Source organism: Parasphingopyxis algicola (genome assembly GCF_013378075.1).
GTDB classification, from domain to species: Bacteria; Pseudomonadota; Alphaproteobacteria; order Sphingomonadales; family Sphingomonadaceae; genus Parasphingopyxis; species Parasphingopyxis algicola.
The window spans coordinates 1945924-1969049 of the sequence record NZ_CP051131.1 but is presented as its reverse complement, the minus strand read 5'-3'; the positions used below and the strand labels follow the sequence as shown (position 1 = coordinate 1969049).

The window sequence follows — 23126 nt, the reverse complement described above, 5'->3', positions numbered from 1 at the left end:
CAAGCCCTATATCCATGGAATCGCTCCATGATCGCCCCGAATGCGCCGAGCGTGAACGCAGCGCCGATGCTCCGTGCGAGGAAGCGGCGCGGCCCTATGTGCTGGCGGCGACAATCATGGCTTCGGCCATCGCCTCGGTCACCGGTTCGATCATCCTGATCGCGCTGCCGCTGATTCAGCGCGATCTCGGCGCGAGTTATGGCGCGCTGCAATGGATATCCAACGGCTACACGCTGTTTCTCGGTGCGCTGATCCTGATCGGCGGCGGGGCGGGGGACCGCTATGGGCGGCGGCGGATATTCGTCATCGGGATCGTCATCTTCACCCTCGCCTCGATCGCCTGCGGGTTCGCGCCGACGAGCGAATTCCTGATCGGCGGGCGGATCGTGCAGGGCATCGGCGCGGCGCTGATGGTGCCGCAAAGCCTCGCGATCATCGCTGCGTCCTTCCCCAAAGAGATACGCGGCCGCGCCATCGGCCTTTGGGCTTCGGTTTCGGCACTGACCACGGCGGTCGGCCCGTCGCTCGGCGGGATGCTGCTCGATGCGACCGGCTGGCGGGCCGCCTTCTGGATCGCGCCGCCCTTCGCGCTCGCCGCGCTGTTCCTCGCGCTGCGCTATGTGCCGGAAAGCCGGAACGAGGAGGAAACGGGGCCGCTCGACTGGCGCGGCGCGATCCTCGCGGCGCTGGGCTTCGGCATGCTGACCCTGGGGCTGACATCCCTGTCGGAACAAGGCGCGACCGCAAGGCCGCTCGGGCTGATCGGCGTCGGTGCCGTGCTGGTGATTCTCTTCGTTTTTTCCGAACGCAGCGCGCGCAATGCGCTCATGCCCCCTAAACTATTCGCCAACCGGCGTTTCGCGGGCGCCAATGCGATGACTCTCTGCCTCTATGGCGCACTGGGCGGCGTGCTGTTCCTGCTGCCGTTCGACCTGATCGGGCGGCGGGGCCTAAGCGCGACCGAGGTTGGGCTGACGATGCTGCCGCTCGGCGTGATCATCGGCCTCTTGTCGCGGCCGATGGCGGGACTCGCCGAAGATCATGGCCCCCGCCTTTTCCTGACCGCGGGTTCGGCGATTGCCGCGGCGGCGATCGTTTGGATGTCGTTCACCGCGCTCGGTTATTGGGTGGGCGTCGTCGGACCGTTGATCCTGCTCGCGATCGGCATGTCCTTCGTCGTCTCGCCGCTGACGACGATGGTGATGAACAGCGCGCCCGACAGCCAGACGGGCACCGCATCGGGCGTCAACAACGCGGCGAGCCGGATCGCGGGCCTGTTCGCCATCGCGATCATCGGGGCAGTCAGCGCGACGGTGTTTGCGGGCGGTGGGCAGGAGTTGGAATTCGGCCAATTCCCGGAGGCGGGCAGCGCCGCCTATAGCGCGGTCGAAGCGAGTTTCGCACGCGCCCATTCGGTCTCGTTGCTTGTCGCCGCCAGCTGGGCCGCGCTGGCCGCGCTTTTGTCATGGTTCATGATCGGGCCGGAGAAGGACCCTAAGCCGCCAGCGGAAAGCGCAGCAGCCGGTCGTTAACGGGCACCAGCGCTTCGGCGTCCGGGCCGACCGCGCGGACGATCTCGGGATGTCCGGCATCGAGCCCGCCCGTCAGCGCGCCGAAGGCTGGGAGGACCAGCTTGCGTTCGGTCGCGACGAAGCAGCGGCGCGACACGCCCTTGCCGCGCACGCGGATACGCAGTTTCGGGTGGAAATGGCCGGACAGTTCGGGGCGCGGATCGCTTGCATCGGCCTCATGGCGCAGCATCAGCCCGTCGACCTCCGCCTCTTCGGCGATCCGGCCCCCGCAGTCCGCATCGAGCGCGCTGTCATGGTTGCCGGTGATCCAGGTCCAGTCCAGGCGCTCGGTCAGCGCCGAGAGCTTGGCGCGCGCGCGCGTCGACAGCCGCTCGCTGCCTGCGCTGTCGTGAAAACTGTCGCCGAGGCACCAGAGTTCGCGCGCGTCGGTGGCGGCTACCAGCGCTTCGAGATCGGCCAGGGTCGCCTCGCTGTCATAGGGCGGCAGCATCTGCCCGAACCGCGCGAACCAGCTCGCTTTCTCGAAATGGAGATCGGCGACGAGTAGCGCATTGCGCGCGGGCCAAAACAAAGCGGCCTGCGGCAATGCTACGAGATCGTGCCCGGAGAACGAAAAGCGAACCATCTTTCCTATGTGCCGGGCGCGGACATGCTAATCAAGGGGCCGCGATACGGGCAAGCCGGCTGGCGGCGAGCAGGCCCAGCAGCGCCAGCGGCACGCCGATCGCGCAGACCCAGAAACCCGCCAGGGCGATGCTTTCCGGCGTCAGCCCTTGCGCAAAACCCGTCAGGTTGGCGGCGATACCGGCAACGGCGGCGCCGGTAGCCGCCCCCGCATCGCGCACCGCGCCGATCCCGGCCGATCCGGTCGCCCGCTCGTCCTCGTCGAGAGAGGTCATCACCGCGCGACTGATGAAACTGTAGGAGAGGCCGAACCCGGCGCCGAGCAAGGCGCCGCCGATGATGACGAGGACCAGCATGCCGCTCGCCAGCACCAGGCTGAGCAAAACCAGCGACGCCGGGACCAGGGCCGCGCCGATGACGATCCAGCGCCGCCGCCAGACCGCGCCGGAACCGGCCACGGCCAGCGCCGCCGCCGTCCATGCGAGCGCCTCGATGGCGACGACATAGCCGGCCTGGGTTGCGCTGAGGCCGTTGGTGAACTGGAGGATGGCGGGTGCGTAGATCGCAAAGCCGACTTCGCCGGCGAGCAGCAGGAAATAGGTCGCATAGGCCGCGCCGATCAGCGTTCCGAACCGCGCGGCATTGCGCGGCAACAGTCTTTCACGGGCCCGACGGTCAATGACGATCGCGGCGGCGAGCAGGACAATCCCCGACGGTACGAGAAGCAACTGTACGGGGCCCCGTTCGACGACGCCCGCGATCGAGAGCGCGCTGACGCCGAGGACGATCAGGGCGATCTGGAGCCAGGGCAGTCCGCCGGCGCCCGGTTTCCGTTCGCGGGCCGGAACGAGGCGGCCGGTGGCGATCGCGAACAGGATCGCCTGGGCGGCGAACAGCCAGAAGACGCCGCGCCAGTTCCCCGCATCCGCGAACAGCCCGCCCACGAGCGGCCCGACAAAAGTCGCGACGCCCCATATGCTCGTCGCGGCGGCGAAGACCCGGACCAGATAGCGTTCCTCGAACACCAGGTTGATCGTGACGTAACAGAAACCCGCGACCCAGCCGGCGCCCAGACCCTGTACCATCCGCCCCGCGACGAATGTCGGCATGTCGGGTCCCAGGGCGCTGACCGCGCAGCCGATTGCGAGCAGGATGCCCGAGCCGATCATCGCGGGCCGCAGGCCGACGCGGTCGGACAGCCAGCCCGCGCAGGAAGCCGCCGCGACGACGCCGACCAGATAGCCGGACGTCGCCCAGCCGAACCAGGCATAGCCGTCGAGATCGCGCCCGACGCTGGGCATGATCGTCGTCGTCACCAGCGCATCGGCTGCCATCAGCCAGATGCCGAGCATGATCAGCGCGAAGGCCGGCCAGCGGCCGTCGGCCAGCGTCTCCCGCCAGCTCGCGGTATCTTCGGCCGATGAAGTCGCGCTCATCCGCGCCTTTTACAAGCGCTCGTCGGGAAGGACAGTGGCCTTAATCGCCGAGGCTCGCCGCATGGGCTTCGGCCGCGCGAAGCAGCCGCAACACGTTGCCGCTCCACATCTTGCTGAGATCGCTCTCGTCTTGTCCGGCGGCGAGCAGGCGGGCGGTGATCATCGGCAGCGCCGTGATGTCGCGCATATTCTCGACGCCGCCGCCGCCGTCCCAGTCCGCCCCGAATGCGACATGGTCGACGCCGGCGATGTCTATCAGATGCATCAGGCTTGCCATGAACATTTCGAAATCGGCGTCTTCGCGAGGTTCGCGGGCCTGAAGCGCGCGCAGGTCGCGAACATAGGCCTGCTGCATCTCGCGCGATTCGGAGAACATTTCCATGAAGCGCCGGCCCATTTCCTGCCACTCGGGCGAATTGTTGCGCGGCGCGAGATAGATGCTGTTGACCGCGATGACCCCGCCCGTTTCGGCGAGCCGCCGGATCCGGTCGTCGTCGATATTTCGCGGATGGTCGTGCGCGGCCTTGGGGCCGGAATGCGACAGGATGATCGGCGTCGCGGAAAGCGCGACCATCTGGTCGAACGCCGCGTCCGAAGCGTGGGAGCCGTCGGGAATGATGCCGAGGCGGTTCATCTCGGCGATGAGTTCGCGGCCGAGCGGGCTGAGGCCACCCCAGCGATCCTCGCCGGTGGCGCTGTCGGCGAACTGATTGGTCGCCGAATGGACGGGCCCCACCATCCGTACCCCGTTGTCGTAGAATCGTTGCAGCGCGCCGACATCCTCGCCCAGCGGATAGCTGTTCTCGATGCTCTGATAGACGAAACGGCGGCCGGTCGCGGCGATCCGGGCCGCGCTGTCGGCCCGGTCGGCGCGCGCGAAGGTTTCGGGATTGGCGGCAAGCATGGCGAGGATCGATTGCTGCCGCGCCTCGGCCATCGCGGCGGCGTTCGCATAGCCTTCTTCGGTCAGTTCGCCCTGCGGCGTCCAGATCACGAAAAAGCCGCCATCGAGCCCGCCTTCGATCATGCGCGGCAGATCGACCTGGCTGTTGTCGATGACGAAATCATGGCGTTCGGCGATGTTCCAACCCGGGCGCATGAAATGGAGCGGGGTGTCGAGATGGGTGTCGAGGGTCAGCAGGCGCTCATGGACAGCCGCCGGCGTTGAAACCGGGCGTTCCATTGGCGCGCAGGCCGTCGCCAGTAGCGCCATGACGCCTGCACCGATTCCAAGCCCATATTTCCGCACGTCATATTCCCCTGATGCCCGAATGGTAGGGGACGAACGTAGCGGTCCCGAAGCGCAAAGTCGCGGCCAAAAGCATGCCAGCCGCCCGGCGCGCGCGACGCCATTGCCACGCGCGACGGACGGCTGGTCTTGGTCGCTGGAGTGCGACCGGGCAACTTTGCGGATGGGGGCCTAGAGGCCGCGCATGCCGATGCCGAGCACCTTGTCGGGTCGGCGATCGTCCATAATGACGCTGATCGCATGCGTCCGGCCGTTGCCGTTGCGGACCCGAAGCACCATGCCGTTGTCGATTTCGGCGACCTCGAGCAGCTCGAGGTCGCCGGTCCGGCGGGCGATCCGGTTGAACTCCTGAACGCGCATCCGGTAGGAACCGTCCGACAGCAGATTGTCTCTGGCCCAGCGCGACCGTTCGCCGCTGCTTCCATTGAGCGCCGCGATGAAGGATTCGGCGCGTTGCTGCGCGCTCATGGTCTCCGCTTCGGACTGGGCGCTCGCGGGTGCGGCCATTGCCGTCATGCCCATGGCGGGAAGGGCGAACGCCGCGAGTACGAGACGGGTTTTCGTGGTGATATTCGCAAACATAATACACTCCTGAACCAATTATTCGGGCCCGTGCGGAACCGCCCGGGTCAGGGTGTGTTAGAATAGCAATACAGCCATGTCGCCCAAGTTTCGACAGGCGGCAGGAATATGTCGATGAACCGATTCGTAACGACAAACGTCGAAATATTGTCGATAAATGACCCAAATATAGGTCGTTTAGTAATAAAATCGGCATGCACAGGTTGACTGTAGCTGTTTCTGCAATTGGTCCGGCAGCGGCCTCGCTCCGTAAACGCAGGATTGCGGTGCGGCGATGCGGGTGCGTCCCGCGCGATCGTGTCCCGCCCGCGTAATCGAGTGGCCGAGACACGATATATATGTCGGCGCAAGATCGACACCGCCAGATACCGACGGTGTTTGCGGTCAGAGGCCGCGAACCGAAATCGAAGTGTATCTCTCGGGCCGGCGCTCATCCTTGAACAGCGTGATCGTCAAGGTTTGATCGCGTTCGCCGCCCACCGACATCGTTATGGCGTTGTCATTCTCGACTGCGCTGATCAGCGTCAGTTCTTCGGCGCTTCTGGCGATCTCATTGACCTGATTCAGATGCATGCGATAACGCGCCATCGAAGCGAAGCTGTCGCGAACCCACCTGGCTCGCGCGCTGTTTCCCTCATTCAATACATCGACAAAGGCCTGGGCTCTTTGCTGCGCCGACAAGGCCGATTGCGTTTCGTCCTGCGCGGCGGCGGGGTCGGCAAGGGTCGTCGATGCTGTCGTGGCAAGGGCGAGCGCTGCGAGCGCGAACCCGGTATTGTTTGCACAAATGGAACGCATCTGAAATCTCCTGAACCTCTCGACTGACAATATGCCGGTATCCAACCGACTATACTGTATTGGGCGGGCAACACAGCAATGGCCAGAGCAACTCGACCGAGGCAAGGCGAAGATCGACAAATGGGATTTCGACGACAAACGTCCGAATTCTATCGACAAATCGCGATTTTTATTACGAATTGCAGTATCTAGTCGTCTGTCATTGCCAAGCTGGCGAGCGATTCTGCTTCGATCAGCAAGGCGTCATCGACAGTCCCTTGGGCCACATGTTCGCGGCCGATCAGCACCAGCACCGGTACGGCGAGCGGCGATACGCGCGGCAGATCGACATGGACCATCGTGTCGGCAGCGCGATCGAGCAATCCCGCCAGCCGTCCGACATCGGTGAGCTTGGTCCGCGCATCGGCCCAGGCAGCCTCGAGCAACAGATGATCGGGCTCATAGCGGCGCAACACGTCGTAGATCAGGTCGGTCGAGAAGGTGACCTGCTTGCCCGTCTTGCGCTTGCCCGGATGCTGGCGTTCGACGAGCCCGCCGATCACGGCCACCTCCCGGAAGGCGCGCTTCAGCAGATGGCTGCCCTGCACCCAGTCGACGAACTCGTCTTCCAGGATATCGGGCGAGAAGAGCGGCGCGGGGTCGCGGACGCGCTCGAGCGAATAGGCGGCAAAGCTGTAATCGTTGGCGACGAAGCCGATCGGTTTGAGCCCCGCGGTCTCCATGCGCCGCGTCACCAGCATGCCGAGCGACTGGTGCGCGTTCCAGCCTTCGAAGCTGTAGGCGACCATAAAATGCCGGTCGTCGTGCGGGAAGGTCTCGATCAACAATTCTCCCGGTTTGGGTAACACCGAGCGTTCGGACTGGACGCGCAGCCATTCCTCGACATCCTCGGGAAAGGCCTCCCATTCGGCCGGGTTGTTCAGAAATCCGCGCACCCGGTCGGCGAGATTGGTCGTCAGCGGCATGCGCGCGCCGACATAGGTCGGGATACGCGCCGGGCGGGACGAGGCGCGGACGGTAAGATCGGTATCCTTGATGCCGATCACCTCAAGGCTCATGCCCGCGAAGAAAAACGTATCGCCGGGCGATAGCGTCGCCGCGAAATACTCCTCGACGGTGCCGAGCTTCCGGCCATTTTTGAACCGCACATCGAGCACCGGCGCATCGACGATGATCCCGGCATTGAGGCGATGCTGTTTCTCGAACTTGGGATGGCTGACGCGCCAAATCGTCTGTCCGTCCGCATCGACTTCGCTCTTCAGCCGTTTGTAGCGATCATAGGCGCGCAGCGCATATCCGCCGCTCGCGATATAATCGAGTTCGCGCGTAAATTCGGCCGATGGCAGATCGCGATAGGGTGCCGCCGAGCGGATTTCGGCCAGCATCTCCGCTTCTTCGAACGGTCCCGCACAGGCGCAGGCCATGATATGCTGGGCGAGCACATCGAGACTGCCCGGGCGGAAGACATCGGGATCGAGTTCGCGCTCGGCGACCGCATCGAGCGCGGCGCGCGCTTCGAGATATTCGAAGCGGTTACCCGGGACGAGGATCGCCTTGGAGGGCTCGTCGAGCCGGTGGTTCGAGCGCCCGATCCGCTGGAGCAGGCGCGAGGCGCCCTTGGGTGCGCCCATCTGCACGACGCAATCGACATCCCCCCAATCGACGCCGAGATCGAGGCTCGCGGTCGCCACCAGCCCGCGCAATTCGCCGCGCGCCATCGCCGCCTCCACCTTGCGCCGCGCCTCCCGGGAGAGCGAGCCGTGATGGATGCCGATCGGCAGTTCGCCGCCATTCGCCTTCCATAGATCCTGGAAGATCAGCTCGGCGAGCCCGCGTGTGTTGCAGAAGACGAGCGTCGTTTTGTGCGCGGCGATGGTCGCCATCACCTGTTCGGTCGCATAGCTGCCCGAATGGCCGGACCAGGGGACCCGGTCCTCGGGCAGCAGGATTGAGATATCGGCCTCGGCGCCGGCCTCGCCCGTCACGATAGCGACCGTGTCCGCATCGGCATCGGGCGCCAGCCAGCGTGCATAGCCCTGCGGATCGGCCACCGTCGCCGAGAGCGCTACCCGCCGCAAGCTCGGCGCGAATTTTTGCAGCCGCGCCATCGACAGATTCAGCAGGTCGCCCCGTTTCTGTGTCGCAAAAGCGTGAACTTCGTCGACGATCACGGTCTTGAGGTCGGCGAACAGGTTCGCGCTGTCGGAATAGGAGATCAGCAGGCTCAGCGATTCCGGTGTGGTCAGCAACATGTGCGGCGGCTTCTGCCGCTGGCGCACCTTGCGGTTGTGCGGCGTATCGCCGGTCCGCGTTTCGACCCGGATATCGAGACCCATGTCCGCGATCGGGCCAAGCAGGTTGCGCTGCACATCGACGGCCAGCGCCTTCAGCGGCGACACATAGAGTGTGTGGAGGCCGTCCGTGGGCGCCTCGACCAGTTCGGCAAGGCTGGGCAGGAATCCCGCCAGCGTCTTGCCGGCGCCGGTCGGCGCCACCAGTAACGCGTGCCGGCCGCGCCGCGCCGCTTCCAGCATGTCGATCTGATGCCGCCGAACGTCCCAGCCCCTGCTCGCGAACCATTCGCCGATAATGCCGGGCAGGGGCGGAGTAGCGTCCATTCCGCCAATCTAGACGATCGGCTGATATTTACGAGCATCGGCGCGATCGGTTCCTTGAGTTCGATCCGCCGCTGGCCGATAGCGGAACATCGGGAATAGTGGGGATCGTACATGGCGGAGCCAACCCAGCGCCGGGCCGAGACGGCCGAGGAATTCGGAGCCCTGATCGGGCAGATGTTCGTCCCCGAAGAAGTCGCGCGGTCTATCGCGGCCTTAGACCCGCGACCGACGGATGTGGTCATCTCGCCCTATGGCAAATGTGGCACCACCTGGCTCCAGCAGGCGTTCCATACGCTGCGTACCGGGGGCGATATGGATTTCGACGACATTTCCGCGGTCGTCCCCTGGGTCGAGACGGCCGAATTGCTCGGCATCGACATCAATGCGGAGCAACGCGCGGAACCGCGGGGCTTCAAGAGCCATCTTTCCTATGACGATATGCCCCGGGGTGCCCGCTATATCGTCTCGCTGCGCAATCCGAAGGACGCGCTCGTCTCGATGCACAAATTCATGGAAGGCTGGTTCATCGAACCGGGCACGGTGCCGATCGAACGGTTCGTCCATGGCTGGATCGGCGACGACCCGCAGGAAAAGGGGTATTGGCGCCATTTGCTAAGCTGGTGGGAACGCATCGACGAGGCCGATACGCTGCTCTTCACCTATGAGCATATGATCGAGGATCCCGAGGGGCATACGCGCCGGCTTGCCGAATTCTGCGACATCGAACTCGACGCGGAACTGCTGGCGCTGACCCTCGAGCGATCTTCGCTCGCCTACATGCTCGACAACAAGGCCAAGTTCGCCGACGCGATGATGCGCGCTGCTTCCGAGCAGCGATGCGGTCTGCCGGCCGGCGGGGATTCGGCCAAGGTACGCAAGGGCGGTGTCGGCGGACACAAGACCGAGCTCCAGGCGGAGACCGCTGCGAGGCTGGACGAGATCTGGGCCGAGCTCGTGGCGCCGCGCACCGGTTTTGCCGATTATGCCGCGCTCGACGCGCAAATCCGGCGCCGCGCCTCCACCTGATCGTGTCGGGCTGGGAATTGCGCGCGATTGCAACCATATGGGCGCGATGACGCGTCTCGGACACTGGATCGACCCCCGGCCGGAAGGGATTTACATTCCGGCTGCCGATATATGGATCGACCCGTCCCAGCCAAAGGAGCGCGCACTCGTCACCCATGGACATGCCGATCACGCGCGCGGTGGGCATGGGGCGGTCTGGGCGACGCCCGAAACTCTCGCGATCATGGATGTCCGCTATGGCGAGCAGAAGGCAAAACCGGTCGCCTATGGGAAAACGATCGAGCTGGGCGACGTCACCGCACGGTTCGTGCCCGCCGGACATGTGCTCGGGTCCGCGCAGATCGTACTCGACCATGGCGGCGAACGGGTGGTCATATCGGGTGATTACAAGCGCCGCCCCGATCCGACCTGCCCGCCCTTCGAACCGGTGCCCTGCGATATCTTTGTTACGGAAGCCACGTTCGGCCTGCCGGTGTTCCGCCATCCCGACACCGCCGAGGAGGTGGCGAAGATACTCGACACGCTGGCCGCCAACCTGGATCGCTGCGTGCTGGTTGGCGCCTATGCGCTCGGTAAGGCGCAGCGGATGATCTGCGAGTTGCGCAATGCGGGGCATGATGCGCCCCTCTACATCCATGGTGCGCTCCAGCGGCTGTGCGATCTGTATCGCGACCATGGCATCGATCTCGGCGAACTGCGTCCGGCGACCGATACACCCAAGGACGAGATGCGCGGAGCGATCGTGCTGGCGCCGCCCAGTGCGCTCAACGACCGCTGGTCACGCCGGCTTCCCGATCCCGTAACCGCGATGGCCTCAGGCTGGATGCGAATCCGACAGCGTGCCCGCCAACGCAACGTCGAACTGCCGCTGATCGTCTCGGACCATGCCGATTGGGACGAACTCACCGGAACGCTGGAGGAACTTCGGCCAAAGGAGGTCTGGGTGACCCATGGCCGCGAGGATGCGCTCGTTCATTGGTGCGAGGCGCGGCAGATCAAGGCACGGGCGCTGGCGCTGGTCGGCCGGGAAGACGAGGACGAGTAACGCGTCAATCGATATGTCCAGCGTGTTGCAGCGCGTCACAAAACCGTAAAAAAGGGCCGCCCGGTGAGGGGCGACCCTGAAGTATAGGAGAGGATGCCTGAAAAGGCAGGTTCGTAATATGCCATTGATTCATTTGCTGCAAGTGCGAAAACACGATTGTGCGTTGCAAAAAATGCAGCGGCTCGGTTTTCGTGGCCTGGAGGCTCCGTCGGCCGGTAATTAGTCCGGACAATCAGGTCAGACGATGTCGCTTGGCGTGATCTTCCGGACGACATCGCGAATCGTGAAGAACAGCAGCAAAATCGTCGCGACAAGCATCGCGGACAGCAGTGATACTCCGCCGAAGAGGAAGCGGTAGAGCCAGCTGTACCAGTTGCTCGGCAGGTTTTCGAATTCCCCGACCGGGAAGGTCAGGGCGAGGAGCAGAACGACCGAGCCGCATAGGGTCGTCGTCGCATAGGTCGAAACGCGAAAGATGCGGCGATAGACGCCATCGTCGAAATCCGACTCCGCACGGTTGGTCATGCCGACCAGAGTGAGCATCAACGCGAGAATAGTAGCCGATGCCGTGGCGGTCGCCGATCCGAAATAGAGCGCCGATCGCGACAGTGTCTCGATCAGGCGGATCGCTTCATACTGGCTGAAGACGCTTCCGATCGCCAGCCATGCGCCGAATGCGAGTAGGAGGATGATAAGGCCGCCGAGCAGCGCGTAAAATTCGTCTCTCATACAGTTGGAACGGCGGGCGAGTGTCTAATGTTCCCGCGCCGCTATGTGTGATGGTAGAGCAACGCCATCGCGATACAGTGCCGGAGCGGCTCGATGGGCAGGGGATCGACGGCTTCGAACAGGATCGCCCGGTTGCCCTCGAACCGCAGATCGTCGGAATAGAGCGCCCGGTAGCGGTCGAGCAGGTCGGTCTGGCAACTGACGTACAGGCCGAACTCGCTCGCCGAGCCCTTATGCGCGTTGATCCGGATGGTCGTGCCCGATTTGCTGCGCGTTGTCAGATAAGCGGGTTCGTTCCATTTCAGCGTTTCCTCGAGCGGGCCGATATCGTCGTTGTCGGCCGCCACCTCGTAGATAAGGTCGCGCAATTCGAGCAGCTTCTCCCGCATCGCGTCCGGATAGGCCACGAATTTCGCGCGCACGGCGTCCGATCGGAAATCGGGTGCCGCCATCAATGCCCCGCTTGCGGTCCCCGCTCCAGCCCCGATGCCGCGAGCTGCGCGTCGATCTGCGCCATCAGCCGGTCGAGCCCCGCCTCGCTCTTCGCCTCGGCGCGCGCGACGAGCACATCCTGCGTGTTGGACGCCCGCAACAGCCACCAGCCATCCTCCGTGTTGACCCGGGCGCCGTCCGTATCGTTGACGTCCGCGCCTTCCGATCGCAGCCGGTCCAGCACCTCGTCGACGACCGCGAACTTGCGGCTCTCATCGACCTGGAAGCGCATTTCCGGCGTGTTGATCATGTCGGGGATCGCGCTGCGCAACTCGGTGACACTCTTGCCCAGGACATGCGCCGCCGAGATCAGCTGTACCGCCGCGTAGAGCGCGTCGTCGAACCCGTAATAGTCCTGTGCGAAAAAGACATGGCCGCTCATCTCGCCGGCGAGCGGACAGCCGGTTTCCTTCATTTTGGACTTGACCAGCGAATGGCCGGTCTTCCACATCAGCGGCTCTCCGCCGAGCTCCGCGATCCGGTCGTACAATGCCTGGCTGGCCTTCACATCGGCGATAATCGTTGCGCCGGGCTCCTTCTTCAGCACCGGCTCGGCAAAAATCGCGAGCAGCTGATCGCCCCAGATCACCCGGCCCGTGCCGTCGATCGCGCCGATCCGGTCGCCATCGCCGTCGAAAGCCACTCCGAAATCGAGATTGTTCTCCGCGACGAGCCGTTTGAGGTCTGCGAGATTCGCCTCGGCAGTAGGATCGGGATGATGATTGGGAAACGACCCGTCGATATCGGTGAAGAGCGTGAAATGCACGCCGGGAAGTCTCGCGACAAGCTTCTCGACGATCGCGCCCGCGGCTCCGTTTCCGGCATCCCAGCCAATCCGGAATTCGCCGCCCGCATGGCCCGCCACGAGGCGATCGACATAGGTGTCGGCGATGTCGACGGCCTCGCTCGTCCCGGACCCGGTCTCCCAGTCCCCGGCGAGCGCCATGGCCCCGAGCCGCTGGATATCGGCGCCGAAAAACGGTCCGTGCTGAAAGACCATTTTGAAGCCATTATAATCGGGGGGATTGTGGCTGCCGGTTATCTCTATGCCGCCATCAACTTCTAGGGTCGCTTCGGCAAAATAGAGCATCGGCGTCGGCCCGCATCCAATTCGCACCGCATCGACACCGCTCGCATTCAGCCCTTCGACCAGCGCCGCTTCGAGCATCGGCGAGCTTGTCCGGCCGTCATAGCCGACCACGACCCGGCTGCCGCCCGCCCGGCGGATCAATGTCCCGAAACTGCGCCCGATCGCACGGGCGTCGTCCGCGCCCAGCGTTTCGCCGACGACGCCCCGAATGTCATATTCACGTAACGTGGTCGGGTGGAACTGATGGGTCATGAAGGCTCCTTGCTGTCCTGTCGGTTCGTACCGGTCGCGCCTTCGCCTACGGGCGCTATGTGCGCAAGATCAAAGGGCGCTATTCGCTGCGACCGGGGACCTGTTTGCGGACCTCGGAGAGCAGGATCTCGCGCGCCGCATTGACCCTGCGCGCAAGTTCGGCCGAGCCACCGGCATCGGGATGGACGCGGGCGATCAACCGACGATGGGCCGCGCGGATCGTATCATGATCCGCATCTTCGCCGACGCCGAGCAGTTCGCGGGCTTCGGATACCGGCATCATCGCCCGGCGGAACTGTTGCGATCGATAGGCGGCCCAGGCGGCGACGCCTGCGAAACAGATGAGGGCGAGGATGCCCTGACCCGAAGAAAACCATTTGAAGCCGAGCACGACCGCCGCGATCGCCGCCCAGTCCCCGCTGTCGCTGCCGCGCAACCGACCCGTTTTCCAGGCCCAAAGCGCGATAGCAGCGGCAATCAGCAGGAAGATGTACATGGGGCCCTTATACCGTCTCGAACATGTCCTGTGTAACCCCCATTTCGGGAAGGTGCAGCGCGGACACCATTTCGCGCAGTTCCTGGCGGGCGGCGACATGGCTCAGGCCGACACTTTCGAAATGATCGATATCGAGCAGGGTCAGCCCACTCGGGAAGAGTTCGCGATAGATGACCCGTTCGGAGAGGCCCGGTATGACGCGGAACCCGACGCGGCGGGCAAGATCGTTCAGCGCCTGCGCGACCCGCCGCATGTTTTTCGCCTCGATATGCTGGAGCCGGTTCCGGAGTACCACCCAGTCGACCTCGCCGCCGGTCTGCGCCTTGGCCTTGCGCGCGTCCCAGACGATCTCGGCATAGAAGCTCGGGCGACGGATCATGTAGGTTTCCGGATCGACCTCGCCGATCAGGTCGAGATCCACAAAGCTGTCGTTGAGCGGCGTGACCAGCGTGTCGGCGCGCGCCGCCGATATCCGGGCGAGAGGATCGTCGCGGCCCGGCGTGTCGATGATCAGAAACTCGCTGTCAGCGCACAGCACGTCCATGCTGCGCTCGAAACCGACCAGATTGTCCGCCTCGTTGACGATGAAGCGGGGCGTGGGAATCGCCGTACCGAGCCGTTTGGCGCTGGCCTCGCGGTTTTCGAGATAACGGGTGGTCGTGCGCTGCCGGCTGTCGAGGTCGAGTACCGCGACCTCGCGTCCCGCGGCGGCCAGCGCAACGGCCGTATGCACGGCGGTCGTCGATTTGCCGGTGCCGCCTTTCTCATTGGCGAATACGATAAAATGGCAATCGGCCAAGGCGCGTCGTCCCCTGTAAAGATCAACTTGCTTGATTCGGGACCCCCGCCCGCTCAAAAGCATCGCCGACATATCGGAGGTGCAGAACAGGTGCAATTGGCGAGACGGTTAATGGCGGTCCGCGAGGCGGTGCGCGATCTGCGAGCCGATGGCAGCACGATCGCACTGGTGCCGACGATGGGGGCGCTGCACTATGGCCATCTTTCGCTCGTGGCTCGGGGGCGCGAAGTGGCCGATCACGTTGTCGCCTCGATTTTCGTCAATCCGACACAGTTTGGCGAAGGCGAGGATTTCGATTCCTATCCGCGAACCGAGGAGGCGGATCGCGCGAAGCTGGAAAGTGCGGGCTGCGCCCTGCTTTGGGCGCCGTCGCGCGAGGAAGTCTATCCCGCCGGCCATTCGACATCGATCAGCGTCTCGGGCGTGACCGAAGGGCTGTGCGGCGATTCCCGCCCCGGCCATTTCGACGGCGTGGCGACGGTTGTCGCCAAACTCTTCAACCAGATCCTGCCCGATTACGCATTGTTCGGTGAAAAGGACTATCAGCAGCTGGCCGTGATCCGGCGCATGGCCCGCGATCTCGACTTTCAGGTCGAGATTATCGGGGTACCAACTATACGAGAGGCGGACGGCTTGGCACTGTCCTCTCGCAACGCCTATCTGAGCGACGACGAAAGGAAGCATGCCGTGGCGCTGCCCGACGCGCTTGGGGAAACGGCCGCGGCGATCGTCGGCGGCGAAACGGTGGCCGATGCGATCATCGCGGCCAAGGCGAAGCTGTTCGAAGCGGGCTTCGCGACGGTGGACTATATCGAGCTGCGAGATGCGGAGACCCTGGCTCCGGTCGAAACGCTCGAGCGGCCGGCGCGCCTGCTGGCAGCTGCGCGCATCGGCAAGACCCGGCTGATCGACAATATCGCGGTCGAGCCGCGCTAGGAGTTTGTTTGTCAGAACGTTGCTCGCGCAAAGTCGCCGCACCAGCCTGTTCGACCGACAGGTTGAGTCTGACGAGAAAACTCTCTTTCCGCATTAACCTTTTATTATCCATAACCCTCCAAGCCTTCTCCCGACGACAGTCAACAAGGGGACAAGATCATGGCGTATAGTGCCGCAACCGCGAATTTTCTGATCGAAAGCCGCCTCAGGGATGCGGCTGCCGGCGACGAGAATGCCTATTTCGATCTCGGTATCGCCTATTCGGCGGGCACGGACGGGCTCGATATCGACCTGATCGAGGCGCACAAATGGTTCAATCTCGCTGCCGTTACAGGGCACGAGAAGGCGCAACGCTGCCGGGCGGAAATCTCCGACGAGATGACGGCGCGCGAGATCGCCGAGGCGCAGAAACAGGCGCGCGCCTGGCTGTCCTCTCTGGAACGCCGCGCGGCCTGAACCGGTGACGGTGCGGCCCGTCGGGACCGCGCTTACAGATCTGATCCGGATTTTAGTTCTGGATTTTTGAGGGGCTGCTCCATAGGGGTGGCCCATATTTTTTGCCCCGCGCAGCCAGTTGGGAAAAGACCATGTCGATCACCGCCGTTCCGCTTCGCCCCATCGAAAAGGGCACGCTCACCAAATTGTGGATCGGCATATTCCTGTTGCTGGCCGGTGCAGCCGTTTTCGCCTGGCACGCCACGGCGAGGCCGATCGCAATGAACGGCACGGCGGAAGATTTTCTGAGCTGGAATGCGGGCCGGTCGGGCGTGATCGAAACCGATTCCGGGCTGCAATATCAGGTTCTCGAAGAAGGCGACGAGGCGGGCAGCCCGGGTGCGGGCGCGGGCGTCATCGTCAATTATGAGGGCCGGCTCATCGACGGCACGGTGTTCGACGCGAACGAGCAGCAGGGACTGCCGCTCGATGGCGTGATCACCGGCTGGGCCGAGGGCATCCGGCTGATGAGCCGCGGTGCGCGTTACCGTTTTTGGATACCGCCCGCGCTCGGCTATGGCGAGGACCCGCCTCCGGGCAGCCCGATTCCCGCAGATTCAGTGCTCGTTTTCGATGTCGAACTGATCGATTTCATTTCGCGCGAACAGCTGATGCAGATCCAGATGCAGCAAATGGGTCTAGGCGGCCAGCAGCCAGAAGGCGCTGCGCCCGGCCAGTAGGCCAAGGGTCATCTGACGAAAATCAGCCCGGATCGGTCGGCGTCGCGCCCGCCGCCGCGGCCCGGCGCTGCGCTTCTTCCTCTTCCTCGTCATTATGTTCGGACCGCCGTTCGAGCGCCGCCTTGACCATCGCGACGATCGGATCGGCGAGCGCAAGGCCGATAATGCCGAACAGGGCGGCGAACAGGATCTGGGCCGACAGCGTCAGCGCCGGCGGCAGGTCGACCGTTTGCTTGGCGACCATCGGGATGACGACATAGCCGTCGAAGGTCTGCACGCCGAGATAGATGAAAAAGGCGTAGAGGCCGAGTTCCGGGCTCGCGCTCAGGCCGACGGCGACCATCAGCACGCCGGTAATGAATGCGCCGATATTGGGGATGAAAGCCAGCAACCCGGCCAAGATGCCAAGGAGCAGGGCCATAGGCACGCCGACGATCGTCAGCGCCAGCCAGGTTATGAACCCTTCGAAGACCATGCCGAGGACGCGACCGGCGAGCAGCCGCTGCAGCGTCTTGGCCATCCGCGCCGTCGTCCGGCGGAATTCCGGCCGGGTGCCGCGCGGCAGCATCCATTGGACACCGCGGTCGTAGATATTCGGATCGATGGCGACGAACAGGCCGATCACCATAACGAGGAACAGCGTCGCCACCCCGCTGACGGCCGACCCCAGTGCCGATGTGAGGCTGCCTACCGATCCGAGGACATCTCGCAATATCTGCGTGATCTCGATGCCGCCCGGCGTCATGCCCAGCTCGTCCAGCCATGCCAGCAACAGTGCGAACTGCTCCGTCAGCGTGGTCCGGAGTTCACCGGCCTGGGCGGCAATCTCGATACCGGCGAGCCAGCCGACTCCCGCAATACCGCCGACGATCAGCAGTACCACGATGAATAGTCGCAAGGGCCGGCTGTAGGGGATGATCGGGCGCAGCAGCTTCGTTCCGCCGTCGAGCAGCGAGGCGAAGACGAGTCCGGCGACGATCAGCAGCAGCGCCTGGGCCAGCTGCCAGATAAGAATGACGGCGATCGCGACCATCGCCCACGCGATGGCCCGTTTCAGTTCTTGCCGGATTACCGGGTCGCGGACCTCGGCCGGGCCCGCTCGCCCGTCATACGGGCCAGGGCGTTCGTCCTGCCCGTTCATTCGGCTCCCACCTGACCCGGATGGAGGCCGGTGCCGGCCCGGCCGCTGCGCATCGCGGAGAACCAGCTGATCGGGTTGTACCATTGCGACGTGCCGTCGAGCGAGAAGGTGATGAATTCCGCGCGGCCGCCGATGCTTTCGACCGGGACCGGCCCGCCCAGGCCGCCGCCGATCAGCGGCGCGCGGCTGTCGGCGGACTGATCGCGATTGTCCCCCATCAGAAAGAGATGGCCTTCGGGAATCGTCACCGGGCCATAATAGTCGGCGGGCGAGGGTCCGAGATCGACCGTATCGTAATAGCGGCCTTCGGGCGTGTATTCGCGGTAGACAGGCATGCGGCAATAGCGCCGGCCGTCGCTGCCGGTCGTCGCCAATGCCGGAAAGTCGCTGCACGGCACATTGGCGTCGATCGGGATCATCGCCGGTTCGCGCTGTTCGCGGCGCAACGGTGTACCGTTGAGGAAGACGGCGCCGCCGCGCACCTCGATCGTGTCGCCCGGCAGGCCGATGACGCGCTTGATGTAATCGGAACGGCCGCCGCGTGGTACGGTGATCACGATATCGCCGCGCTCGGGCATCCGCCCGAACAACCGCCCTTCGATGAACGGCAGGACGTGGAAGGAGGGCGAGACGTAGGACCAGCCATAGGGATATTTGGTCACCACCAGCCGATCGCCCTGGATCAGGCCGGGCATCATCGATTCCGACGGGATATAGAAAGGCTTGGCGACGAAGCTGTGAAAGGCGAGCACAGCGAGGACGAGCCAGAAAATCCCCTTGATCTCGCCCCACCAGTCAGTCTGCTTTTTTTCGGGCTTGTCGTCCGATGCGGCAGCGCAATCCTCGCTCGCCTGCAGGGCGGCAGCCAGTCGTTCGTCGCTGTCGCTCATGCGTTCCTGATCCAATTCACTCACTCGCTTTGTTCAATCGCTCATTCGGCCAGCGCATACAGGATGACGAAGGCCTGCGCCCAGGGATGGTCGTCGGTCATCGTCAAATGCACCTCCAGCCGGTGGCCGGGCGGGGTCAGCGCGTCAAGCCGCTTTTTCGCTCCGCCGGCCAGTGCGAGCGTCGGCGCACCGCTCCGCGCATTAACTACACCAATATCGCGCATGAACACACCCTGACGGAAACCCGTGCCTACTGCCTTGGAAAAGGCCTCCTTCGCGGCGAACCGCTTGGCATAGGTGCCGGCGATGGTGAACGGCCGCCGCCGCGCCTTGGTCCGTTCGATCTCGGTGAAGACGCGCTGTTCGAACCGCTCGCCGAACCGGTCGAGCGAATTCTGGATTCGCTCGATATTGCAGAGATCGGAGCCGATGCCGATGATCATGAAGAGTCCTCTGTCGGAGTTTCCCTCGCGGGAAATCGCCGCACCGGCCCGCTCCCCCTCCCGACCTCCCACAGGGTATACTTACTGGGAGGTCGGGAGGGGGAGCGGGCCGGTGCCGCGCCTGAGGCGAAGACGAAGGTCTGACAAAAGACTCTCATCTCGCCAGATCCATCAGTTCGCGCATCCGTTTCACGCTGGCCTCGAGTCCTGTGAAGATCGCCTCGCCGATCAGGAAATGCCCGATATTGAGTTCGGCAAGCTGCGGGATGGCGGATATCGGCCCGACATTGTCGAAGGTCAGGCCATGGCCGGCATGCGGTTCGATGCCGTTTTTTGCGGCCAGCGCGGCGGCATCGGCGATGCGGCGCAGTTCGGCTGTGCGCTCCGCTCCGTCCAGATGGGCATAGCGGCCGGTATGGAATTCGACGACCGGCGCGCCGAGCCGCAGCGCGGCCTCGACCTGAGCCGGATCGGGTTCGATGAACAGGCTGACGCGGATATTCGCGTTCTTCAGCTCCGCGACGAACGGCGCGAGATGGTTGTGCCCGCCGGCGGCGTCGAGCCCGCCTTCGGTCGTCCGTTCCTCGCGTTTTTCGGGCACGATACAGGCGGCATGCGGCGTATGACGCAGCGCGATCGCCAGCATTTCGTCGGTCGCCGCCATTTCGAGATTGAGCGGGATCGTCAGCGCTTCGGACAGCCGCTCGATATCGTCATCGGTGATATGCCGGCGATCTTCGCGCAAATGCGCGGTAATCCCGTCGGCACCGGCTTTGGCCGCATCGAATGCCGCGCGCACCGGATCGGGATAATCGCCGCCACGCGCGTTTCTGACCGTCGCGACGTGATCGATATTCACGCCCAGCCGGAGGGGGGCGACACTCATTCCGAGAGTCCGCTGCAAACTGCGCGCATGAGGAGATCGTATGCGAAGCCTTCGCCACGCCATATCTGGCCGAAATCAAATTCCCCTTCCGAACGGTTTGTAAAGGCGATCACCACGATATCCCTGTCCGGCAGAATGAAATTCCGGCCCTGGACGCCGCCGATCGCGCCATGCCGTTCCACCAGCCGTTGCGGACTCGCACATCCCGAAAGCGGTGCGTCGAAAACCCACTGGCCGAGAGCGGCATAACCGATTGCCGGATCGCCGGTCCACATCAGTTCGCGCGCATCGTCCGGAATGAGCGTGCCGGTCATGAGCGCGCGGTCGAAACGCCACAGGTCGTGAAGCGTTCCGTTCATACCGCCGGCCGCGCCGTAGACGGCGAACGGGATGGGAGGCTCGGCCTGGCCGAAATGGAAGCCGGGGACCGTCTCCGCGCCGTCCGGGAAAAGCTGCGCGCCGCCCGGAATACGGGCCTCGATCAGCGCCCCCAGCGATTGCCCGGAGACCCGTTCCAGAATCTTGCCAAGGACGATGTAATCGCAATTATTGTAGCGATAGGCGGTGCCCGGGGCGGCGAGCGGCGGGCCCATGCAATAGCCTTCCGCGGATATGTCGCCGCTGTAAAATGCGGGGAGGCCGGTCGGCAGGCGCGGCGTGTTTTCCGGATCGGGCAGACCGGAGAGATGCCCGAGCAGATGACGAGCCGTGATCCGGTCCGAATATGGCGTGATGAAATCCGGCCAATAGCGGCCGATCGGCGCGTCGAGATCGATACGTCCGGCCGCTGCTTCCTGCATGACGATCGTCGCGACGATCTGTTTGGTGATCGAAGCCCATCGCCACCGCGCATCAAGGTTGTGCGGTTCGCCGTCGCCCGGGCGAACGTTGCCAAATGCGCGCTCGTAAATGATCGTATCGCCCCGGGAAATCAGAATGACGCCGGAGAAACCGCGATTTTCGGCGAGCGCGCCGATTTGCGCGGGGTCGAGGATCGGTGCAGGAGCGGTTTGCGCGGCGCCGGCAGTGGCGAGCCCGCACAAGGCGAGCAGTGCAGCGAACCGGCGGATCATTATTTCTTGCGACTGCCCGGCTTTTCAGGCGGGATCGCCGCCAGCTCGTCCGGCAGTTCGTCGGGTTCGTAAACCGGGAAATCGAGCGAAAGCAGAGGCACGAACGGCACGCCCAGATCGACCTCCCCAGCCGACCGGTCCACCAATGCTGCTTCCGCGATGACCTTGCCGCCTGCACGTTCGACGGCCTCGATGGCTTCGCGCGACGAAAGGCCGGTTGTCACGACATCTTCGACCATGAGCACTTTGTGGCCGGGCGCGAGTTCGAATCCGCGGCGCAGTTCGAAAGTGCCTTCGGGGCGCTCCAGAAACATGGCTTCGAGCCCGAGCGCCCGGCCCATTTCATGGCCGATGATCACACCGCCCATGGCGGGCGAGACAACGACTTCGATCTCGCTGCGTATCTCGCGCGGCAGCCGGGCGGCGAGCGACGAGGCGAGCCGGGAGGCCCGCAACGGATCCATCAAAACGCGCGCGCACTGCAGATAGCGGGCACTGCGCTTGCCCGAGGACAGGATGAAATGCCCCTCGAGCAGCGCCTGCGCCGCCCTGAATTCCGCCAAAATATCGTCGTCGTTCATTGACCGTATGGCTCCCTTTTTGCCCGGCGCGACATAGGCGGGCGGGCAATTGGCATCAACCCGCTCATTTTCATCGACGTGGAGCTTGAGGCCTTGAAAACTCGCGACTATAAAGCGCGCAAGTTTCACTATAGCGTGAGCTTTTTGAGCCGCTATCCCGCGGAATCAATGGGGACAAAATGCGTATTGTGACGAATCTGATGCTGGCCGCCGGATTGGCCGTGGCTTCGCTTTCCGTAACGTCGGCGGCACACGCCGCCGCGCCGCAGCCGGAACTGGCGCCGGCGCCGCAAACCGAGCTGGCGCCTGCGCCGGGCGCCGAATCCGACTCTGCTGAGTCGGCGGCAGCGGAAGCGCCCGAATTCGAACATGCACCCGCTGTCGAAGGTGTGGGCATGCCGACGGGCGGGCTCGGCATTCAGGAGCAGGTGTCCGATATCGGCGATCAGGCGCGCTGGTTCCATGATGCGCTGCTGATGCCGATCATCACAGCGATCTCGCTGTTCGTGCTCGGATTGCTGCTCTGGGTTGTCGTGCGCTTCAACAGGCGTGCGAATCCCACCCCGTCGAAGACGACCCACAATACGGTGCTCGAAGTTGTCTGGACGCTGGTTCCCGTCCTGATCCTCGTATTTATCGCGGTGCCGTCGATCGGTCTGTTGCAGGCGCAGTACGACCTGCCCGAGGGCGAGACGGTGACGGTCAAGATCACGGGCAACCAGTGGAACTGGACCTATGAATATCCCGATCATGGCGACATCCTCCTGGTGTCGAACATGCTCGAGGAAGAAGGCGAGCAGCAGGAAGGCGCCCGTTTCCGCACCGATGCGGACGGCCCGCGCCTTCTCGCGGTGGACGAGCGGATGGTGATCCCGGCCGGCGTGACGGTCAGGTTCCTCGTGACCGCGAGCGACGTTCTCCACAGCTTCGCCGTCCCCGCCTTCTGGACCAAGATCGACGCCGTTCCCGGCCGCCTCAACGAGGGCTGGACCCGGGTCGACCGCGAGGGCGTCTATTTCGGCCAGTGTTCCGAGCTTTGCGGCGCGCGGCACGGCTATATGCCGATCGCCGTCGAAGTCGTCTCGCCCGAGGAATTCGAGCAATGGGTGCTGGCGAATGGCGGCTCGATGCCGGGCAGCGAGGACGAGGCAGCCGAAGAAGAAACCGACACCGAAGCGGCTGACGAAGCCGTGGAACAGGCGGCCGCCGATACGGCCGCGTCAGCCAGTTAAG

24 protein-coding genes are annotated in these 23126 nt (G+C 64.2%); 7 read left to right on the top strand and 17 right to left on the bottom strand.

Annotation, left to right across the window (positions count from 1 at the left end; translation table 11 throughout):
- The first annotated feature begins 14 nt into the window (after positions 1-14).
- Positions 15-1532 (top strand): MFS transporter, encoded by a 1518-nt coding sequence (locus tag HFP57_RS09720; protein ID WP_176869583.1) that lies wholly within the window; start codon positions 15-17, stop codon positions 1530-1532.
- Here the strand turns inward: HFP57_RS09720 and pdeM are convergent.
- The 6 genes from pdeM to HFP57_RS09690 form a co-directional block, all read right to left on the bottom strand.
- Positions 1495-2157: a ligase-associated DNA damage response endonuclease PdeM gene (gene pdeM, locus HFP57_RS09715; protein WP_176869582.1), complete on the bottom strand. Its 663-nt coding sequence runs from the start codon at positions 2155-2157 to the stop codon at positions 1495-1497. The two genes, HFP57_RS09720 and pdeM, sit on opposite strands and share 38 nt — an antisense overlap.
- A 31-nt stretch (positions 2158-2188) precedes the next feature.
- The gene (locus HFP57_RS09710; RefSeq protein WP_176869581.1) at positions 2189-3592 is read right to left on the bottom strand and encodes an MFS transporter; all 1404 of its coding nucleotides are present in this window, start codon (positions 3590-3592) and stop codon (positions 2189-2191) included.
- 40 nt (positions 3593-3632) lie between these two features.
- Positions 3633-4841, bottom strand: a complete 1209-nt coding sequence (locus tag HFP57_RS09705; RefSeq protein WP_246263013.1) for a dipeptidase — start codon at positions 4839-4841, stop codon at positions 3633-3635.
- Between the two features lie 171 nt (positions 4842-5012).
- Positions 5013-5423, bottom strand: coding sequence for a hypothetical protein (locus HFP57_RS09700; protein WP_176869580.1), 411 nt, complete (start codon positions 5421-5423; stop codon positions 5013-5015).
- Positions 5424-5807: 384 nt separating this feature from the next.
- Positions 5808-6266 (bottom strand): hypothetical protein, encoded by a 459-nt coding sequence (locus HFP57_RS09695; RefSeq protein ID WP_176869579.1) that lies wholly within the window; start codon positions 6264-6266, stop codon positions 5808-5810.
- Between the two features lie 143 nt (positions 6267-6409).
- Positions 6410-8839 carry a ligase-associated DNA damage response DEXH box helicase gene (locus HFP57_RS09690; RefSeq protein ID WP_176869578.1) on the bottom strand — a complete coding sequence of 810 codons (2430 nt, stop codon included), beginning with the start codon at positions 8837-8839 and terminating at the stop codon, positions 6410-6412.
- Between the two features lie 111 nt (positions 8840-8950).
- Between HFP57_RS09690 and HFP57_RS09685 the strand changes: the two genes are divergently transcribed.
- Positions 8951-9865, top strand: a complete 915-nt coding sequence (locus tag HFP57_RS09685) for a sulfotransferase domain-containing protein (RefSeq protein ID WP_176869577.1) — start codon at positions 8951-8953, stop codon at positions 9863-9865.
- Positions 9866-9911: 46 nt separating this feature from the next.
- Positions 9912-10910 (top strand): ligase-associated DNA damage response exonuclease, encoded by a 999-nt coding sequence (locus tag HFP57_RS09680; RefSeq protein WP_176869576.1) that lies wholly within the window; start codon positions 9912-9914, stop codon positions 10908-10910.
- 237 nt (positions 10911-11147) lie between these two features.
- Here the strand turns inward: HFP57_RS09680 and HFP57_RS09675 are convergent, their stop codons facing one another.
- The 5 genes from HFP57_RS09675 to HFP57_RS09655 all read right to left on the bottom strand — a co-directional run bounded on the left by HFP57_RS09675 (position 11148) and on the right by HFP57_RS09655 (position 14768).
- Positions 11148-11639 (bottom strand): hypothetical protein, encoded by a 492-nt coding sequence (locus tag HFP57_RS09675; protein ID WP_176869575.1) that lies wholly within the window; start codon positions 11637-11639, stop codon positions 11148-11150.
- Between the two features lie 41 nt (positions 11640-11680).
- Positions 11681-12091 (bottom strand): DUF1801 domain-containing protein, encoded by a 411-nt coding sequence (locus tag HFP57_RS09670; protein WP_218135010.1) that lies wholly within the window; start codon positions 12089-12091, stop codon positions 11681-11683.
- Complete coding sequence (gene pgmG, locus HFP57_RS09665) at positions 12091-13473, bottom strand: phosphoglucomutase/phosphomannomutase PgmG (protein ID WP_176869574.1); 1383 nt, start codon at positions 13471-13473, stop codon at positions 12091-12093. Before pgmG ends, HFP57_RS09670 begins: the two co-directional genes overlap by 1 nt.
- Positions 13474-13552: 79 nt before the next feature.
- Complete coding sequence (locus HFP57_RS09660; protein ID WP_176869573.1) at positions 13553-13969, bottom strand: J domain-containing protein; 417 nt, start codon at positions 13967-13969, stop codon at positions 13553-13555.
- 7 nt (positions 13970-13976) lie between these two features.
- Positions 13977-14768: a division plane positioning ATPase MipZ gene (locus HFP57_RS09655; protein WP_176869572.1), complete on the bottom strand. Its 792-nt coding sequence runs from the start codon at positions 14766-14768 to the stop codon at positions 13977-13979.
- A gap of 90 nt (positions 14769-14858) precedes the next feature.
- Between HFP57_RS09655 and panC the strand changes: the two genes are divergently transcribed.
- From panC to HFP57_RS09640, 3 genes are all read left to right on the top strand, one after another.
- A complete protein-coding gene (gene panC / locus HFP57_RS09650) occupies positions 14859-15704 on the top strand; it encodes a pantoate--beta-alanine ligase (protein WP_176869571.1) in 846 nt (281 codons plus the stop codon).
- Positions 15705-15863: 159 nt separating this feature from the next.
- Entirely contained in the window at positions 15864-16160 is a 297-nt protein-coding gene (locus HFP57_RS09645; protein WP_176869570.1) for an SEL1-like repeat protein, read from the top strand.
- 131 nt (positions 16161-16291) lie between these two features.
- A complete protein-coding gene (locus HFP57_RS09640) occupies positions 16292-16879 on the top strand; it encodes an FKBP-type peptidyl-prolyl cis-trans isomerase (protein WP_176869569.1) in 588 nt (195 codons plus the stop codon).
- A gap of 22 nt (positions 16880-16901) precedes the next feature.
- Here HFP57_RS09640 and HFP57_RS09635 read toward each other — a convergent pair whose 3' ends face one another.
- From HFP57_RS09635 to pyrE, 6 genes are all read right to left on the bottom strand, one after another.
- Complete coding sequence (locus HFP57_RS09635) at positions 16902-18020, bottom strand: AI-2E family transporter (RefSeq protein WP_176869568.1); 1119 nt, start codon at positions 18018-18020, stop codon at positions 16902-16904.
- Positions 18017-18910 carry a signal peptidase I gene (lepB, locus tag HFP57_RS09630; protein WP_176869567.1) on the bottom strand — a complete coding sequence of 298 codons (894 nt, stop codon included), beginning with the start codon at positions 18908-18910 and terminating at the stop codon, positions 18017-18019. Before lepB ends, HFP57_RS09635 begins: the two co-directional genes overlap by 4 nt.
- Before the next feature lie 41 nt (positions 18911-18951).
- Positions 18952-19353, bottom strand: coding sequence for a holo-ACP synthase (gene acpS / locus HFP57_RS09625; RefSeq protein WP_176869566.1), 402 nt, complete (start codon positions 19351-19353; stop codon positions 18952-18954).
- 154 nt (positions 19354-19507) lie between these two features.
- On the bottom strand, positions 19508-20239 hold the full coding sequence (locus HFP57_RS09620; RefSeq protein WP_176869565.1) for a pyridoxine 5'-phosphate synthase: 732 nt from the start codon (positions 20237-20239) through the stop codon (positions 19508-19510).
- A complete protein-coding gene (locus tag HFP57_RS09615) occupies positions 20236-21312 on the bottom strand; it encodes a serine hydrolase domain-containing protein (protein ID WP_176869564.1) in 1077 nt (358 codons plus the stop codon). Before HFP57_RS09615 ends, HFP57_RS09620 begins: the two co-directional genes overlap by 4 nt.
- A complete protein-coding gene (pyrE, locus tag HFP57_RS09610) occupies positions 21312-21893 on the bottom strand; it encodes an orotate phosphoribosyltransferase (protein WP_176869563.1) in 582 nt (193 codons plus the stop codon). The genes HFP57_RS09615 and pyrE overlap by 1 nt, the downstream gene beginning before the upstream one ends.
- A 179-nt stretch (positions 21894-22072) precedes the next feature.
- Here pyrE and coxB point away from each other — a divergent pair, with 179 nt between their 5' ends.
- Positions 22073-23125, top strand: a complete 1053-nt coding sequence (gene coxB, locus HFP57_RS09605; protein ID WP_176869562.1) for a cytochrome c oxidase subunit II — start codon at positions 22073-22075, stop codon at positions 23123-23125.
- Position 23126: the final 1 nt, after the last annotated feature.

What these genes read in the sequence shown, in the direction of transcription:
- HFP57_RS09620 (WP_176869565.1), bottom strand. Translation starts at nt 20,239, where the DNA reads ATGAGTGTCGCCCCCCTCCGGCTGGGCGTGAATATCGATCACGTCGCG.
- HFP57_RS09700 (WP_176869580.1), bottom strand. Translation starts at nt 5,423, where the DNA reads ATGTTTGCGAATATCACCACGAAAACCCGTCTCGTACTCGCGGCGTTC.
- HFP57_RS09615 (WP_176869564.1), bottom strand. Translation starts at nt 21,312, where the DNA reads ATGATCCGCCGGTTCGCTGCACTGCTCGCCTTGTGCGGGCTCGCCACT.
- pgmG (WP_176869574.1), bottom strand. Translation starts at nt 13,473, where the DNA reads ATGACCCATCAGTTCCACCCGACCACGTTACGTGAATATGACATTCGG.
- HFP57_RS09640 (WP_176869569.1), top strand. Translation starts at nt 16,292, where the DNA reads ATGTCGATCACCGCCGTTCCGCTTCGCCCCATCGAAAAGGGCACGCTC.
- HFP57_RS09645 (WP_176869570.1), top strand. Translation starts at nt 15,864, where the DNA reads ATGGCGTATAGTGCCGCAACCGCGAATTTTCTGATCGAAAGCCGCCTC.
- HFP57_RS09670 (WP_218135010.1), bottom strand. Translation starts at nt 12,091, where the DNA reads ATGGCGGCACCCGATTTCCGATCGGACGCCGTGCGCGCGAAATTCGTG.
- HFP57_RS09710 (WP_176869581.1), bottom strand. Translation starts at nt 3,592, where the DNA reads ATGAGCGCGACTTCATCGGCCGAAGATACCGCGAGCTGGCGGGAGACG.
- acpS (WP_176869566.1), bottom strand. Translation starts at nt 19,353, where the DNA reads ATGATCATCGGCATCGGCTCCGATCTCTGCAATATCGAGCGAATCCAG.
- pdeM (WP_176869582.1), bottom strand. Translation starts at nt 2,157, where the DNA reads ATGGTTCGCTTTTCGTTCTCCGGGCACGATCTCGTAGCATTGCCGCAG.
- HFP57_RS09720 (WP_176869583.1), top strand. Translation starts at nt 15, where the DNA reads ATGGAATCGCTCCATGATCGCCCCGAATGCGCCGAGCGTGAACGCAGC.
- HFP57_RS09660 (WP_176869573.1), bottom strand. Translation starts at nt 13,969, where the DNA reads ATGTACATCTTCCTGCTGATTGCCGCTGCTATCGCGCTTTGGGCCTGG.
- pyrE (WP_176869563.1), bottom strand. Translation starts at nt 21,893, where the DNA reads ATGAACGACGACGATATTTTGGCGGAATTCAGGGCGGCGCAGGCGCTG.
- HFP57_RS09690 (WP_176869578.1), bottom strand. Translation starts at nt 8,839, where the DNA reads ATGGACGCTACTCCGCCCCTGCCCGGCATTATCGGCGAATGGTTCGCG.
- HFP57_RS09685 (WP_176869577.1), top strand. Translation starts at nt 8,951, where the DNA reads ATGGCGGAGCCAACCCAGCGCCGGGCCGAGACGGCCGAGGAATTCGGA.
- HFP57_RS09675 (WP_176869575.1), bottom strand. Translation starts at nt 11,639, where the DNA reads ATGAGAGACGAATTTTACGCGCTGCTCGGCGGCCTTATCATCCTCCTA.
- lepB (WP_176869567.1), bottom strand. Translation starts at nt 18,910, where the DNA reads ATGAGCGACAGCGACGAACGACTGGCTGCCGCCCTGCAGGCGAGCGAG.
- HFP57_RS09680 (WP_176869576.1), top strand. Translation starts at nt 9,912, where the DNA reads ATGACGCGTCTCGGACACTGGATCGACCCCCGGCCGGAAGGGATTTAC.
- HFP57_RS09635 (WP_176869568.1), bottom strand. Translation starts at nt 18,020, where the DNA reads ATGAACGGGCAGGACGAACGCCCTGGCCCGTATGACGGGCGAGCGGGC.
- coxB (WP_176869562.1), top strand. Translation starts at nt 22,073, where the DNA reads ATGCGTATTGTGACGAATCTGATGCTGGCCGCCGGATTGGCCGTGGCT.